The sequence below is a fragment of the Candidatus Nitrospira neomarina genome (assembly GCF_032051675.1).
Taxonomy (GTDB): domain Bacteria; phylum Nitrospirota; class Nitrospiria; order Nitrospirales; family UBA8639; genus Nitrospira_E; species Nitrospira_E neomarina.
Map to the genome: position 1 here is coordinate 1352771 of NZ_CP116968.1, position 14840 is coordinate 1367610.

General features: G+C 49.0%; 14 protein-coding genes and 1 tRNA gene. 4 read left to right on the forward strand and 11 right to left on the reverse strand.

All coding sequences use genetic code 11. From position 1 onward, the window contains the following. Nucleotides 1-198: 198 nt before the first annotated feature. Nucleotides 199-675: a hypothetical protein gene (locus tag PQG83_RS06045; RefSeq protein WP_312747816.1), complete on the forward strand. Its 477-nt coding sequence runs from the start codon at nt 199-201 to the stop codon at nt 673-675. 288 nt (nt 676-963) lie between these two features. Here PQG83_RS06045 and PQG83_RS06050 read toward each other — a convergent pair whose 3' ends face one another. The 10 genes from PQG83_RS06050 to PQG83_RS06095 form a co-directional block, all read right to left on the reverse strand. After that, nucleotides 964-1755 carry an ABC transporter permease gene (locus PQG83_RS06050; RefSeq protein WP_312747818.1) on the reverse strand — a complete coding sequence of 264 codons (792 nt, stop codon included), beginning with the start codon at nt 1753-1755 and terminating at the stop codon, nt 964-966. Then, entirely contained in the window at nt 1752-2507 is a 756-nt protein-coding gene (locus PQG83_RS06055) for an ABC transporter ATP-binding protein (protein WP_312747820.1), read from the reverse strand. The genes PQG83_RS06050 and PQG83_RS06055 overlap by 4 nt, the downstream gene beginning before the upstream one ends. Further along, entirely contained in the window at nt 2507-3205 is a 699-nt protein-coding gene (locus PQG83_RS06060) for a cytochrome c3 family protein (protein WP_312747822.1), read from the reverse strand. The genes PQG83_RS06055 and PQG83_RS06060 overlap by 1 nt, the downstream gene beginning before the upstream one ends. 5 nt (nt 3206-3210) lie before the next feature. After that, complete coding sequence (gene mobB / locus PQG83_RS06065; RefSeq protein WP_312747824.1) at nt 3211-3714, reverse strand: molybdopterin-guanine dinucleotide biosynthesis protein B; 504 nt, start codon at nt 3712-3714, stop codon at nt 3211-3213. Nucleotides 3715-3795: 81 nt separating this feature from the next. Further along, complete coding sequence (locus PQG83_RS06070; RefSeq protein ID WP_312747826.1) at nt 3796-5025, reverse strand: molybdopterin molybdotransferase MoeA; 1230 nt, start codon at nt 5023-5025, stop codon at nt 3796-3798. A gap of 211 nt (nt 5026-5236) precedes the next feature. Then, complete coding sequence (locus PQG83_RS06075; protein WP_312747828.1) at nt 5237-6202, reverse strand: Mrp/NBP35 family ATP-binding protein; 966 nt, start codon at nt 6200-6202, stop codon at nt 5237-5239. A 66-nt stretch (nt 6203-6268) separates the two neighbouring features. After that, nucleotides 6269-6748 (reverse strand): MogA/MoaB family molybdenum cofactor biosynthesis protein, encoded by a 480-nt coding sequence (locus PQG83_RS06080; RefSeq protein WP_312747830.1) that lies wholly within the window; start codon nt 6746-6748, stop codon nt 6269-6271. A 24-nt stretch (nt 6749-6772) separates the two neighbouring features. Further along, nucleotides 6773-7729 carry a twin-arginine translocase subunit TatC gene (tatC, locus tag PQG83_RS06085; RefSeq protein WP_312747832.1) on the reverse strand — a complete coding sequence of 319 codons (957 nt, stop codon included), beginning with the start codon at nt 7727-7729 and terminating at the stop codon, nt 6773-6775. A 60-nt stretch (nt 7730-7789) separates the two neighbouring features. Beyond that, nucleotides 7790-9331: a Do family serine endopeptidase gene (locus tag PQG83_RS06090; RefSeq protein WP_312747834.1), complete on the reverse strand. Its 1542-nt coding sequence runs from the start codon at nt 9329-9331 to the stop codon at nt 7790-7792. Between the two features lie 415 nt (nt 9332-9746). Then, a complete protein-coding gene (locus PQG83_RS06095) occupies nt 9747-10103 on the reverse strand; it encodes a hypothetical protein (protein WP_312747835.1) in 357 nt (118 codons plus the stop codon). 435 nt (nt 10104-10538) lie between these two features. Here PQG83_RS06095 and PQG83_RS06100 point away from each other — a divergent pair, with 435 nt between their 5' ends. The 3 genes from PQG83_RS06100 (at nt 10539) to PQG83_RS06110 (ending at nt 13212) form a co-directional block, all read left to right on the forward strand. Continuing rightward, nucleotides 10539-11492, forward strand: coding sequence for an MDR/zinc-dependent alcohol dehydrogenase-like family protein (locus tag PQG83_RS06100; protein WP_312747837.1), 954 nt, complete (start codon nt 10539-10541; stop codon nt 11490-11492). Nucleotides 11493-11585: 93 nt separating this feature from the next. Beyond that, a tRNA-Thr gene (locus tag PQG83_RS06105) sits at nt 11586-11661 on the forward strand. Nucleotides 11662-12162: 501 nt separating this feature from the next. Next, nucleotides 12163-13212, forward strand: coding sequence for a formylglycine-generating enzyme family protein (locus PQG83_RS06110; protein ID WP_312747839.1), 1050 nt, complete (start codon nt 12163-12165; stop codon nt 13210-13212). A 96-nt stretch (nt 13213-13308) separates the two neighbouring features. Here the strand turns inward: PQG83_RS06110 and PQG83_RS06115 are convergent, their stop codons facing one another. Beyond that, entirely contained in the window at nt 13309-14583 is a 1275-nt protein-coding gene (locus PQG83_RS06115; protein ID WP_312747841.1) for a transporter, read from the reverse strand. Nucleotides 14584-14840: the final 257 nt, after the last annotated feature.

A 14840-nucleotide genomic window follows, 5' to 3' on the forward strand; every position in this document is an offset into this window, starting at 1 on the left:
GCAAGTCCAAAGCTTTTAACAACCCTGTTCAGGAAACAGGATGAAGATCAAGTAAACCCGTTCCTATCATCAAAAATGTCGAAAAACGAAAACGGTTCACCTCTAAACTATCCGATTTTCACACAACATGCTTACCGTGTCGTTCATGCATATAGGATATTCGCATCCAACCGATAGGGTGAGCTATCGGAGGTGGAAATGCGAAATAATTTCATCCTTGGTGTTGTAGGTTTCTTTGTACTCCTTGGGGCCTGCGCCTCACAGCATTCGTCCCATAATAACCTTGATGAACAGGTGGATCTCTATCTCAGCACACTGGATGATAAGCATTTCGTCTGGTGCGAATTAGATCTGGAGCAATGTCGGCGTGACTTTGAGGCATGGAAACGTACCAAACAAGGTCTCAGCATAATTAAGGAATTCGAACGAGAGAATACTGATCAACCGGACAATACCCAGCAATTGCCGAATGTCTTTCGTACGCGATTTGTGGAGGAAGGCCAGTTAGAAGAAGAAATGGTAGGCAAAGACGGCAAGGGGCAGAGCATCGATCGTGATCCGGATGGCTTGGGTAGGTTCTATTGGACTACTGATAATAATGGTAATAATGGACATACCATACAGGAAGGCATGAGTATGGCTCCGAGAATACATGGTCCCCAATCCCCGCGCTGATATCCTTGAGGAGCCGGCTAAACTCACCATTTGGCTCAGATCCCTTCGCTTGATTTCCCCGACGCACTGACTCTCGAACCGACTTCCCCTTCTGTTAAAACCAAAGATTCCCTTCAATCTTGCTATTCACTCGAAAGAAATTTTTTACTTCAAATTGGATAAAACTACTACTGTAAAGTTTTAATTTTTTGCGCTAAAGAGGACCAGGTTTTGAGACCGATTTCAACTTTGACTTCTTTACGTAACACAGAGGAAAATGATGACAAACGACCAGCCTAATCGAAGAACCTATTCTCCAACTCGAACCAGCATGCCGCGATCTTTACAGATATTAAAGGTGTGATAGAACCACGCCACGATGATCACCAGGAATCCAAAATTAAGGCCCGTGGCCCAAAGCAGATGAGTCACCGGGGCGTTACCGGTAGTGAGGACCCCACGCATCCCTTCAAAGATATGCGCAGGAGGGACCATCCAGGCAATAGATTGCAGGACAGGGGGAAGGACCTCAATGGGGTAAAACACACAGGAGATGGGTTGAAAAAGGAAGACCATGCCCCAGGCCAGCACTTCGGCCTGTTGCCCAAAGCGCATAATGATAGATGTAGTAAGCACGCCAATAATCCAACCTGATATGACCAGATTGAGAACGAAAGGGAGCAAGGAAAAGCCCATCTGGAGAATGTCGTATGAATAAAAGACCCAGGCGAAAAGCATCATCAACCCGCCCACAGCAGTGACCTTCAGCACACTCATGGTCATGGTGGCAACGAGATATTCTCCGATCGTTAACGGACTGGCAAACAGGTTCATCAGATTTCGTGCCCACATTTCTTCTAAAAATGAGACGGCAATTCCCTGCTGCGCGCGAAACAACACATCCCAGAGGATCAGCGCTCCAAGAAAAAATGAGAGGGCGCCATGCAGCGACATCCCAACTTTCTCCAGATAAATCGTGATAAATCCCCACACCACGAGATCTAAAAACGGCCAATAAAAAATCTCCAGCAACCGGGCAAAGCTTCGCTTGTAGAGATACATATGACGGGATAATAATGCAAGGATACGCCCGAGACTCATGGACCCTTTTGCTCTCTGGCCAGTTTCAAAAAAACCTCTTCCAGATCTCGTTGGCCGTAGCGTTGAATAATTTCGGAGGCGGTACCTTCCGCCACAATTTTGCCCCGTTGCAGGAAGATGATCCGATCGGACATTTCCTCCATCTCCCGCATGTTGTGTGAGGTATAGAGAATACTCAGGCCTTCCGAGCGTTGATATTCTTTCAAGAACGATTTAATTTTATTGACGATATCAGGATCCAAACTCGCGGTGGGTTCATCGAGAAACAGCACTTTAGGTTCGGTCATGATGGCTTTGGCCAGGGTGAGCCTCGACATTTGACCGGAAGATAGTTTTCTGGTCAGTCGATGCCGAATGTCCTCCATCTCCAACTTTTTGACAATATCATCAATGCGCTGCTGGATATGCTTGAGTTCATAGAGCCTCGCAATGACCTTGAGATTTTCCTCTACCGTTAAGGAAAACGGCATCGAAATGTACGTGGAGGAAAAATTCACCTGTTTCAGAATGGTTTCCCGATGTGTGGCCAGATCCAGCCCAAACATGTGAATGGTGCCGACCGTCGGCGTGATCAGCCCTAACAACATGTGAATGGTGGTAGTTTTGCCGGCGCCATTCGGCCCAAGGAGCCCGAGTATTTCACCTTTTTTGATATCGAAAGAAATATTATCCACGGCGGTAAAGCCTTGAAACCGCTTGGTGAGGTTTCGAACCTCAACGACAGGGGAAGCCATGGAATCTGAGGCAGGCATTAAAACAAAAACCCACCGATTTTATCGGGCAGGTGACAGGTTTCACAGCGATCACTCAGCACTTCACCCTCGTAACGCTGTTCCCCATCATGACAACGAAGACAATCGGCCATGTTCGCCTTCCAGAGCACCGAGTCTTTTGGATGATCTGGCTCATGTGGTTGATCATCGAGCTTGACATGCCCGCGCGGAATCACAATGGGATACGTTTTAATTGGCGCTCCGTGCACGACCCGCCCGTGGCAGGTCGTACACCCCTCCCCTTTTCCGCGTTTCTCAAAGGCCTCCATGTGTTCCCGATGATTCATGATCAACCCGACATCTTTGACCGGTGGGGGCAAATCCCGCACAGAGACTTCCGTCACCCGCAAGATGGCTCGATGACAACTGATACACACAGAAGAAGACACATGGGATTCAAGATTATGCGGTTCGGTCGGGGTTCCGAAAACTGTGATCGCGACGTCTTCTATTCCGGCAAAGATTTTATCCTGAATAAACCCGGAAATGCCTGGACGCACGTGGCAATCGACACAGGTGACATCTTTATGACTGGATTGTATCCAGGAATCGTAGGATGGTCTGATGGTATGACAACTCGCACAGAAGGTGGGCTGATTGGTCAGCGGGATAGCCGCAGCCCCTCCTAAGGCCAGCACCAGGAGTGTGGCCGCAATGAGGGTCAGGCCTTTTCCCATGAACGTTACGAACCCCTTTGAAGGGGAAACTTTTTCATGATCAGTTGCGCCAGCCCTTGGACGTCATCCCGATCAAACCAGGGAGCCGAGCATTCAATGCGTTTCATAGAAGCCACCGCCATTAAACCATCTAACGAGACATCCACTTCCTGTAGCTGCTCGCGCACCACGATTACCTTCGGAAACCCCTGGCTTTTCCAGCCTTCGGCAATTATTAAATCGATTTCTCCATTGATGAATCGGTCACGGACTTGGTCGACAGGAAGTTCTTCCGGAACATCAGCAAACATGGCCAGGCTACCCTTTGATAACACTATGACCGTACTGGCCCCAGCGCGTTTGTGGCGCCAACTATCTTTGCCTTCAGTATCCAGATCGAACCCGTGCCCGGCATGCTTGATGGTGGCCACTCGATAACCCGCGTGAGTCAGTTCCGGAATGAGCCGTTCAATCAAGGTCGTTTTGCCACTGTTGGAGCGGCCAACAAAACCCAAAATGGGAGGTGTCATGATGAAGCCTGTACTCCCTTCTATAAGGTCGAATTCTGCCAAATAGACAGTGTGACTGATGGAAAATATGTCGTATTTCTTTTAAAAATTTCGTGATAATAATTGGACGTTCACCCAATCGCCTGGCTTCAGAGATTCGACCTCTTCCGGTACATCAATAAATCCATTCGCTTTCACCATTGAGGTGAGGATGCCGGACCCCTGCCCTCCGGTCGTTCGGACCGTGAGGACGCCGTTTTCCTGTTGAAGAATGCCGCGAAGGAAATGCCGCCGGTCCGTATGTTTGGAGAACGTTTCTTGAAAAAGTGCCTTCACCACCGGCCGTTCCCACTTCCGATGCCCGCCCATTTTCAACATGGCCGGCCGCACGAGTTGATCAAAGGTCACCATCGAAGAAACGGGATTTCCCGGCAAGCCAAACGCCAATTTCCCTTGAATTTTTCCAAAGGCTACCGGCTGTCCGGGGCGAATCGCTAATTTCCAGAAATTCATGTCTGCCCCGAGTTCGGCAAACACCGGCTTGGTAAAATCATAATCTCCCATGGAGACTCCCCCCGATAACACCAAAATATCACAGGTGAGCCCCTGTCGGATTTTGTCTTTTAAGGAATCAGGGTTGTCTTTGGCAATTCCCAAGAGAACAGGGATTCCGCCCGACTCCTGAACCGCAGCAGCAATACCATAGCTGTTGGAATTGACGATTTTATGCTCATCAAATGATTCATCCAGATCCGCCAACTCATCCCCTGTAGAAAGAATGGCCACTCGAGGACGTTGCGACACAAGGACAAACGATTTGGCCAGAATGGCCAACATGCCGATTTCCCCGGAACGCAGTTGGGTCCCTTTCGGAATGATGCACTCTCCTTCCGTGACATCTTCTCCTTTTGGTCTGATGTTAGAACCCTGACCGGCTTCAGTCTTCATGATACGAACCTTTGCCCCTGAAGGCTCCGTGTATTCCACCCGCACGACGGTATCTGCTCCGGCCGGCATAGGGGCTCCGGTCATGATCCGAATCGCTTCTCCCGGACCGACGGTTTTCGTGGCCACGGCCCCTGCGGCGACATCTTCCACAATGTTTAATTCGGGAATGCGAGTGATGGCATAGTCCTGCTTAATGTCAGCCCACCGGACCGCAAAGCCGTCCATCGCCGAATTGTCCCATGGAGGATTGGATCGTGGGGCAAGAATGTCTTCTCCCAATACCCTCCCCAGGGAATCAAGGAGCCCGATTTTTTCACAGCCCAAGGGATGCGCGGCATCCAGGACAGTTTGTTGGGCAGAAGTTAACGAAGTAAGCTCATCCATGTGTCTTGCCTAATCATGCGGAAGATTGAAGTGGTTCTCTGAAGACGGCGACACTCCATTCAGAGTCTCGCCACAAGCACACAACACATATGTTTTTTCATTTCATTATGGCAGTCAGTACACTTTCAATTCATGCTTGGACACTCGACCATTCTCTGGCGTACAAATCAAATAGTCAGATAACGCATCGCAACGGCCTTTGGGCGACAGGTTAGGCCTTTTTGAATGGAGCCGGCCTGGCCGACACTTTTACCAGGGAATCTTTCTTCTTACAGAACTCCTCGACTTTGTTCGCAATGCCGTGGATGGCGTCAGCCGTGGGAAGATCCGAATGAAACAGCGCATAGGGCTCGCCACGATCACATTGGAGAACCATTTCCGGATCCAGTGGCACGCGACCGAGGAAGGGGACGCCCATGTCTGCGGCCGAGGCTTCACCTCCCCCTTTTCGAAACAATTCAATGGATTGGTGGCAATGGGGACAATCTAACCCGCTCATGTTTTCCACAATACCAATAATGGGAAGCTCACTATCCCTTGCGAAGGTGACCGACTTCCGGGAGTCTAACAGGGCCACTTCCTGTGGAGTGGACACAATGACGCAACCCGTGACATCACCAATGAGATCAATCGTCGTTACCGATTCATTCCCGGTCCCTGGCGGCAGGTCAATCAGCAGGAAATTAAGGTCTTGCCATTCCACTCCACCTAGCAGTTGATTGATGAATTCAAACTTATACGCATCCCGCCAGATAATGGGATCATCTGAATTTTGCAAAAGAAATGACATGGAGGCGATTTTCAGATTATAGGCTTGATGCGGAATAATTCCGCCGCCTGTACTGATTTTGAGTTTCTGGCCTTCGGCTCCCACCATTTTGGGAATATTGGGGCCATGAATATCCATGTCGCATATTCCCACTTCATAGCCTTTGAGGGCCAAACTAATGGCGAGATTGGTGGTCATCGTGCTTTTTCCCACCCCGCCCTTATTGCTCATGACCAATATTTTGTAATCAATGCGCTCCATGCGCTTTCCGACCAGCCAGCGACTATGGCCTTCACGGTCCTTTTGGCAGGTTTCGGTTTCATCACAAATGGCACACGCCCACATATAGGTACAGACATCCCCACTCGAACTCGAGGATGGTTGAATCATATTCAGTTCAGTTGCCATGAATCCCTCCACATACATCCACTACGATGATAGTTTGGATAATATAAATTCGGCCACACCCATAGATCATGACGTGGCCATACTTCCCATTTTCTCCACCATATGCTCTAACAGCGGTAGAATGATATTTAAATTCTCCTGCACGCCGTTTACGCTTCCGGGCAAATTCACAATCAGTGTGGTCCCCTTAATTCCAGCCGTTCCGCGTGAGAGCATGGCCGTCCTGACTTTTTTAAGACTTTCAGCCCTCATGGCTTCTCCGATGCCGGGGATCTCTTTTTCAATCACGTCTCTGGTTGCCTCAGGCGCCCAATCGGCTGGTCGCACACCCGTTCCCCCAAGAGTCAAAATGATATGAGGCGCGGTCGTCCCACAAATTGTGTCCAATTGGTGGGAAATGGCCTGACGATCATCCGCCACGACATCATAGGATAAAAGGGTCAATTGGTGGTTCGTCAAGATCCTTTCCAAAGGTTTCCGATTCTCATCGGGTTTTTGGCCTGACTGTATTTTGCTGCTGATCAACACCACAGCCACCTGAATCATCAAATGCCTCTGCTGGATTTCATATTACCGCGGACCTGAGTCCGGAACATCGACATATTCCTCATCCCCACCAGACCCGGCTCCCACTGGTTGTGGGGCTAATGGAGGACGCCGAACTGCCGGCGCGCCAGAAGCTGGAGCGGATGCCCCCACATCCTCACTGTCTGGAGCTTTTTTCTTGCCAAAGACTTGGGCGCTGATAATACCCACTTCATAAAAGAAATACATGGGGATGGCCATAATACATTGGTTAAATGGATCAGGCGTGGGCGTAAGAATAGCCGCGAAGAGAAAGGATCCCAGAAATGCCCATTTCCGGTATTTTCGTAATACAGGAGCATCCACCCACCCTAGTTTGGCCATCAAGGTCAACGCGAGCGGAACTTCAAATATCAGTCCAAAAACCAACATGAACCACAGAATAAAACCCACATAATTGGCAATAGAAATTTGTGCAATAAATCCCGAAGCCAACCCATAGGAAATCAAAAAATGCAACGCGAAAGGCAACACGACAAAAAAACAGAAAGTCAATCCCAAATAAAAAGCCACGGTGCTAATGGCGGTGAAAGGTCCGACAAACCGTCGTTCCTGGGCATGTAAACCTGGAAGAACAAACTGCCAGACTTCCCACAACCAGTGAGGGGTCGACAAGACAACTGCACATAACCCGGCCACTTTCACATTTTGCCATAAGGCTTCAGCCGGGGAGAGGAAGACAAAGGGAATTTTTGGCAAATCCGATGGCATCCATTCCCATGAATCTAAAATGAAATAATTTTGCAGTGGGATTCGTAGCCAGGACACCAGCGTATCCGCATAAAAAAATGTCCCGACAAACACACAGGCCATCACAATGACCGCACGCGTGAGTCGCCATTGGAACTCATGCAAATGCTCCATGACGGGCATTTTTTTGTCTTCCAATGGCTTAAAGACTTTCTCTTCAAACCAGGAACCTATTTTGCTTTGTTTGGCCATGTGAGTCCTGCGCCACAAAAATCCGAGGGGGGCTCGGTCGCCCCCCTCAGTACCTATCCCTTATTGAGGATTCACTGCGATAAACAGATTATTGCCGCGCCGGTTGACCAACAATACGGCCAACTCATCTTTGGCAATTTTTGACGCAACCTGTTTGAAGTCGTCAATCGTTTTCACGCTTTGGCGACTCACTTCTTGAATGACGTCACCAACCTGAATACCCGCAGCCTCAACAGCGCTGCCTGATTCGACTTTCGAGACGACCACACCTTTGATTTGTTCAGGAATATTGAATTCACTCCGGCTTTCCCCACTAATTGGTGCGACGGTCATTCCCGACAATACGTTATCCAGTTTAGCCATAGCCGGAGCTTTCTCTTCTTCTTCTACCGGGCCAGTCTTTGCCAGTGCCTGATCGGAAGGCCGTTCTCCCAGTTCCAGAGTCAGCATGGTCTCTTTGCCCTCGCGTAACACTTTAATTTCTTTTTTCTTTCCGACCTTTGTTCGGGCAACGATATTACGAAGATGATTGACATCCTTGACGGCTTCACCTCCGTATTCAAGGATGACATCCCCACGTTGAAGTCCAGCCTTTGCGGAAGGGCCATCTTCATGGACTTCACTGATTAATACCCCACCCTGTTGACCTTCAGGTAGTTGGAAAGATTGCGCTAAGGCCGGCGTTAATTCCTGAATGGCCACTCCCATCCATCCTCTCACCACCTTCCCCGTTTCGATCAGGCTTGCAGCGATATCCTTCGCAATACTGACTGCGATGGCAAATCCCACGCCTTCGGAACCACCCGTTCTGGAAAAAATGGCCGTGTTGATCCCGATAAGCTCCCCTTTCATATTCACCAGGGCTCCACCGGAATTTCCGGGGTTAATCGCGGCATCCGTTTGAATGAAGTCTTCATATTCCGTAATACCGACACTCCCTCGGCCGAGGGCACTGATAATTCCCAACGACACGGTATTGCGTAATCCGAAGGGACTCCCGAGAGCCAATACCACATCTCCAACTCGAAGGGATTCATATTCTCCCCAGGCCACTGAAGGAAGCGGGCCATTTTCAAGTTTGACTTTAATGACGGCTAGGTCGGTCTTCGGATCAGTCCCGACAACCGTTGCTGACATCTCTCGTCCATCTTGAAAAGACACCTTGATATCACTCGCATCTTCCACAACGTGGTTATTGGTCAGAATATATCCGCGGGAATCAATAATTACCCCTGATCCGGCACTCATACCTGGAGGTCCGCCGGGACCACCACCGGGAGGTCCGCCACCAGGAGGTCCGCCTCCAGGGGGTCCTCCGCCGGGAGGCCCACCAAAAGGTCCGGGAGGTAAGCCTCTAGATGGTCCACCCCCACCAGTCACTGCCACGTTGACCACAGCCGGACCGACTTTTTCAACAATTTCTGAAAAACCTTCAATGAACGCTCCGGGTATAGCCGCTTGCGTTTGGGCGGGGACAAACCACCCATTTCCCAAAAATCCACCGACCATTCCCAATCCTACAAATAGGACAAGGAAACCCCACGGAGGGGCAATTCGAAACGGCCTGGCAGGGCCAGCAAACAACCGTGACATGTGCATCATCCCGATCTCCTGTTCAAAAAATGTAATAGAAACGGAGTGAATAGGAAAATTTCTATTTCACAACCCTGGGCGTTCTTAAGAAATTCCCCAAGACAAATCGCCTCACTTCGTATAACCGTTTGATTCTACAATAATTGTTTTCCCACGTTCAAAGTCAAATCCCTAGTTTTTTACTGCACCAGTACAAGCGGGTGACCAACAGAGTATCTTCCATTTTGTCAAGACATTCGTTTTAAAAAACGAAAAGACGCTCCTGGAGGACACAAACTTCTTCAGAACCGGCTGTTTGTATTGAGAAGGACCCAACACTGCGTCATTTTCAAGAGCGAAAAGCCCATAAAATTCTACAGGAAATATTAGACAGAGCAAAGGAGATGGGATCGAATGAAGAATGATTACATTCAGGAAGGAGGCATTACTCGGTAATATCCAAGAGGGAGCCCAAAACTTTCCCCTGAATTCTCATACTGGCCATATTGGCTTCTATGAGATTCACCGCTTGCAGATTGGAAATTATTTCTTCGCTGAGATCCACATTAGATCCTTCGCGAAGACTGAGCGAATGATTACCGGAGAGAAATTGGGGACCGGGACGTTCATCGGTTTGCAAAGTAACCCTCACGCCACCACCGGCTGACGATTCTTCTGGAAGAGCACGGATTCGTTTAAAACTTTCTGTTTGGGCATTGGCAATATTATGCGCGCCGACGCTGAGGATTCTTCCCCCAGCTTGAATTCCAGAAAGAGCAGAGGCCATACCGGCGATCATCATGACTTCTCCTTTGATTCGAGGGGCAACTCACATTCGTCTATACACGTTCACGTTATCGACTAAAGTCTCAAAATCTTTCCTGACAAGATGGAAGAGTTTTCGCAACACGCCGGGGGATAAAGATACCTTTACTGTGAAAAATTGTTTTATTGAATATTTATAGAAATTGCTGAAGATTGACAGCCTTTTTGCTATGGTGCTATCGAGTCATTTCCTAAGGTATTTCTTAAAGGGGCGGTTGAAAAAAGCCGCCAGCGGCGTTCTCGACATTTTTCCGTGCTCACGTACTGGAAGTACGCTCTGCGCGCAAAAGTGACTGAGGCCTTGCTGGACGGACTTTTTTGAACCGCCCCGAGACCTCTAATATGCAACGTGCCTGTGGGTCAATATGCCCTTGGAAATTGGTTTTATTCAACACTCCTTTAAAGGATACATATGCGGGGACTTGTTCTTCATCAGAAGCTTCAACTTCAACACGACCTACCCCTTCCCCCGCGTCCACATGGTGAAGCCAGGATCAGGGTCATCCAAGCTGGAATCTGCTCGACCGATCTTCAGCTACTCAAAGGGTATATGGCCTTTCAAGGTGTCTTGGGGCATGAATTTGTTGGGATAGTCGATGAGGCCCCCGATACAGAATTGATTGGAAAACGGGTCGTCGGAGAGATCAATGCCGCCTGTCGCAATTGTGAAACCTGTGCCAACGGCCATCCCACGCATTGCCCTCATCGCACCACATTAGGCATCCAGGGTCGGGATGGGGCCTTTGCGGATTATCTTATTCTGCCGGTTGAAAACCTTTATGTCGTGCCTGACTCCATTTCCGATGATCAGGCCGTCTTTATTGAACCCTTAGCCGCCGCCTGTGAGATACCCCAATTAGTCTCTATCAAACCAACCGATCGGGTGGTCGTCATCGGAGATGGAAAGTTGGGGATACTGTGCGCACAAATTCTTGTGCTTTCAGGATGTGCCGTGACCCTATTGGGTCGTCATTCGGACCACAACACCTGGCTCACCCACATCGGCATTAAGGTAACCTCGCACCCGGCTGATATTTCTCCAGGCGCAGATATCATTGTGGAAGCCACCGGAAGCCCCGACGGGTTTTCCGCGGCCATGCAATTAATTCGACCTAGAGGTACACTTGTGCTCAAATCCACGTATCATGGGAACCTGTCATTAGATATGGCGGCTTTGGTCATTCAGGAAATATCCTTAATTGGATCTCGTTGCGGCCCTTTCCCTCCGGCCATCCGCCTATTAGAATCGAACCACGTCCGGGTTGACCCCCTTATCCATGCTCGCTATGCACTCCTGGATGGCGTTCTGGCCATGGAAAAAGCCGCACAGAGTGGGGTACGAAAAGTCCTGTTGCAAATGACCTGAATCGTGGCTAGTTGGCAAAAATTTTTTTTATGTATCCCATGCTGGTTGAATGGTTCAGCCTTTGGTATGTATGATGAGGCTATAATTCGCCGAGCTGGCGTAGCTCAATCGGTAGAGCAGCGGTTTTGTAAACCGCAGGTCGGAGGTTCAATTCCTCTCGCCAGCTCCATACAACTCATGGGACTTGCCCCGTTTAGGCAGGCACGCCAACATCTAACTACCAAGAAAGACTTCACAGATTGTTTTTTTTAAATTGAATTGTTCTCTCCAGCCCTTCCAACCGTGTTCACCCCCTGATCTATGTTGGCCAAAGCATTCTCATACCACAGGAGTCATTTCTCACCTTCTAGGCGTTGAACGTCATGATGCAAGGCCTCATGATCTTCAAAAAGTTTACGGGTTCATCCGTTTGTCCAAATACACTCCACCAGCCCTTGTATAATTGTTATTGAATTTTACATTAAGAAAAACTGCTTTTGTTCAGGGAGTTATCTGTTAAAATAACTTGACATGACGATAGTGATCTCGCAAGCAATTGTGGGGGCTCATTCCCTCATGATGGGAGAAATGCCATATCCCCTAACAAGACGAACAGTCACAGAATAATGAGGAATATTGCCAACAGGTTACTCATTTCCTCTCGCATGTGCATGCTCAGATCGCGCACCCAATGAACGACGATAACCAAACAACCCTGCCCGCGGAAAAATCTTCCCCCGCACCCCTGGCTGATCACACAAAGCCTGAAAGCCTTCGACGACAATCGGTTGCTGGTAAACCCTCGTCTAAGCCGCGAACACCCAACCTGATTTCGGGGGAATCTTCACATGCAGAAACCGTCTCCATGCTGAAAAAACAGTACCAGCTTGCGGAGCGACAGAAACGATGGATGAAACGAGCAGGGCTCATGGCGGTCTTCATTATTATTTTGGGAGGATTAGGCACTTGGTTGGCAGAGGAGAATAAGGCATTTAAAATGGCCATCCTGAGAGTCGTCGCTCCGGTAGTGAGCATCCATCTGGATCCCGAAATGGTTTCAATTCCTGCCGGGACCTTTCAACAGGGAGATAGCTGGGAAGAGAGTACGTCAAGCGAACTCCCGCTACGAGAAGTCCATATCAACAAATTTGCTTTAGGGCGATTTGAGGTCACCTTCGAGGAATATGACCGGTTCGCCATATCGACAGGTCGGCCGCTTCCGGGAGATGAGGGATGGGGACGTGAAAGGCATCCGGTCATCAATGTCTCCTGGAAAGATGCCGCCGACTATGCAACGTGGTTATCACAAAAAACCGGTTATCGCTATCGACTTCCCACAGAGTCTGAGTGGGAATATGCAGCCAGAAATATGGGAAAAGGCGAAATTTGGGCGGGAACCTCAGAACAGGAACAGCTTTCGACATATGCCTGGTTCAACACAAACAGCAATGGAAGAACTCAACCAGTTGGAACCCAACAACCCAATGGCCTCGGCCTGCATGACCTGAGCGGAAATGTATGGGAGTGGGTCCAGGATTGCTGGCACGACGATTATCAGCATGCCCCAACAAATGGGGCGGCCTGGCTAGAGGCGAATGACGGGATGTGCGGAACACGGGTGAGGCGAGGTGGTGGCTGGACTAACGCTCCGATGTCTTTGCGTTCTTCATTTCGTAATGGGTACAGCGCCGACTCACGGAGCATACAGATTGGTTTTCGTCTCGCGCAGGACATCAAATAGTATAGCTATCTTCAGCTTGTCTTTTCCCTCTTTCACCTTCATTTTTCCCTAAACATGCTTCAAAAGGACAACGGTAACGTATGACGATTCAAGTCTTTAGAACGTCGCTCCCACGCCTAACGTCCAGACCGCATCCGGACGGAGCCCTTCATTTTTATTGAGTGGAAGCTGGACGGCTGCCTGAACCAGAGTATTGGGAAGTGGAGCCCATTTTAGGCCGGGAGCCAAATCGACGATGTCCTTTCCACTGTTATCCTTATCGTCCAATTCGTGACGGCCCAGGAGGTCAAGAGAGAAAGCAAAAACCGGAATAGGCGCATAATCAAACCCTGCGACATAGGTAAAAAGATTCAGTTCCGATTTGTTGTTGACAAGCACGAAGCCCGTATTCACATGGGGACCAATCATGCCGATCGGGGATGAATAATATTTAGAAGCGACAGCCAATCCCTCAAATCTGAATTCTCCGACTCCCATGAAGTTATCCTCGTTTCCCGTGGGAAAAGACACGCCACCGCGTACTCCCAAATCAGGTAAAACCTCATGATTTTTCAGGAAGTTATATTTGGTTCGAAGAAGAACGTCTCCGATCCCGGTTTTATCCGAAGAAGAGCTGTCTCTTGAAGGGTCCCCCGTACCGGGTGCCGTCCCATTGATCACGTATATACCACTGCAATTACCACCTTGAGTACAAGGGACCCCGTTGGCATCAAGCATGGTCGCCTTCGCTTTTGCCTTGATCTTGTTATTGATGAGAGGAACAAGAAGATTGATGTCCCAATTATCCGTGATGCCATACGTGCCAAAAAATCCAACAAAATTGGTAATCACTGTGACATCCAGGTTAATTTGTAATAGCTCATCTAACCCTGGGGCATTCGGCGGAGTTCCCGGCCCGGCGGTGGGAGAGACATCTTCACTGAGAGAAGATAGCTTTTGGCCATTAAATTTTTTGTAATTGGCGTTTGACCAGACGACCTGGAAATCAAATCGCCCTTTTCCAAGCGTGTCGGCTCGTTCCGCAAAGAGTGGACCGAGGCTTTTGGTGACTTCAACAGGAACTCCCCGCTCAACATCAAACCGATACGCCGCCACGGTAGAGTTCACCGCGAATTGCCCCGTTTGAGCCCCAATGCCATTCGTCAGTTCATTAAATGAATCGAACACCGCATTGCCAAAATCATTGGACCGATTGCCTGCAAAATTAGGATCTGTTTGAAACCCATTTCCCCCATAAAGATCAGGAATCACATTCTTTAATTCTTTGGCTTGCGTGACAGATTGACTGATGACGAGCATTGCCAACACAAGGAAACAGGCCAACCGCTGCATTCGCCTACATACCAAGTTCTGCATGAGCCAATAAGTCATTATTTTTCCTCATATAATTGAAATAAACAAAAAAGGTTTCCCAAAAATTTCCACACAACGAAATTGGCGCGATGGTCCGAGCGCAATTATCGACTTTAACTATGGGTTTGGGGGATGGTACGCTCAACACCACAGGTCCAAAAGAATGGTGTTAATCACGCCCTTCTTCAGCTTTAGTGGCTATCAGATGGAATCATATCTAAAAACGCGATGCTGATGACGTAGAAAACCAGGCGATCCTATAAACTCTTTCTCAT

Excerpts from the sequence above, each read along its gene's own strand:
- PQG83_RS06045 (WP_312747816.1), top strand. The coding sequence starts at position 199 with ATGCGAAATAATTTCATCCTTGGTGTTGTAGGTTTCTTTGTACTCCTT.
- PQG83_RS06050 (WP_312747818.1), bottom strand. The coding sequence starts at position 1,755 with ATGAGTCTCGGGCGTATCCTTGCATTATTATCCCGTCATATGTATCTC.
- PQG83_RS06055 (WP_312747820.1), bottom strand. The coding sequence starts at position 2,507 with ATGCCTGCCTCAGATTCCATGGCTTCCCCTGTCGTTGAGGTTCGAAAC.
- PQG83_RS06060 (WP_312747822.1), bottom strand. The coding sequence starts at position 3,205 with ATGGGAAAAGGCCTGACCCTCATTGCGGCCACACTCCTGGTGCTGGCC.
- mobB (WP_312747824.1), bottom strand. The coding sequence starts at position 3,714 with ATGACACCTCCCATTTTGGGTTTTGTTGGCCGCTCCAACAGTGGCAAA.
- PQG83_RS06070 (WP_312747826.1), bottom strand. The coding sequence starts at position 5,025 with ATGGATGAGCTTACTTCGTTAACTTCTGCCCAACAAACTGTCCTGGAT.
- PQG83_RS06075 (WP_312747828.1), bottom strand. The coding sequence starts at position 6,202 with ATGGCAACTGAACTGAATATGATTCAACCATCCTCGAGTTCGAGTGGG.
- PQG83_RS06080 (WP_312747830.1), bottom strand. The coding sequence starts at position 6,748 with ATGATTCAGGTGGCTGTGGTGTTGATCAGCAGCAAAATACAGTCAGGC.
- tatC (WP_312747832.1), bottom strand. The coding sequence starts at position 7,729 with ATGGCCAAACAAAGCAAAATAGGTTCCTGGTTTGAAGAGAAAGTCTTT.
- PQG83_RS06090 (WP_312747834.1), bottom strand. The coding sequence starts at position 9,331 with ATGATGCACATGTCACGGTTGTTTGCTGGCCCTGCCAGGCCGTTTCGA.
- PQG83_RS06095 (WP_312747835.1), bottom strand. The coding sequence starts at position 10,103 with ATGATGATCGCCGGTATGGCCTCTGCTCTTTCTGGAATTCAAGCTGGG.
- PQG83_RS06100 (WP_312747837.1), top strand. The coding sequence starts at position 10,539 with ATGCGGGGACTTGTTCTTCATCAGAAGCTTCAACTTCAACACGACCTA.
- PQG83_RS06110 (WP_312747839.1), top strand. The coding sequence starts at position 12,163 with ATGAACGACGATAACCAAACAACCCTGCCCGCGGAAAAATCTTCCCCC.
- PQG83_RS06115 (WP_312747841.1), bottom strand. The coding sequence starts at position 14,583 with ATGACTTATTGGCTCATGCAGAACTTGGTATGTAGGCGAATGCAGCGG.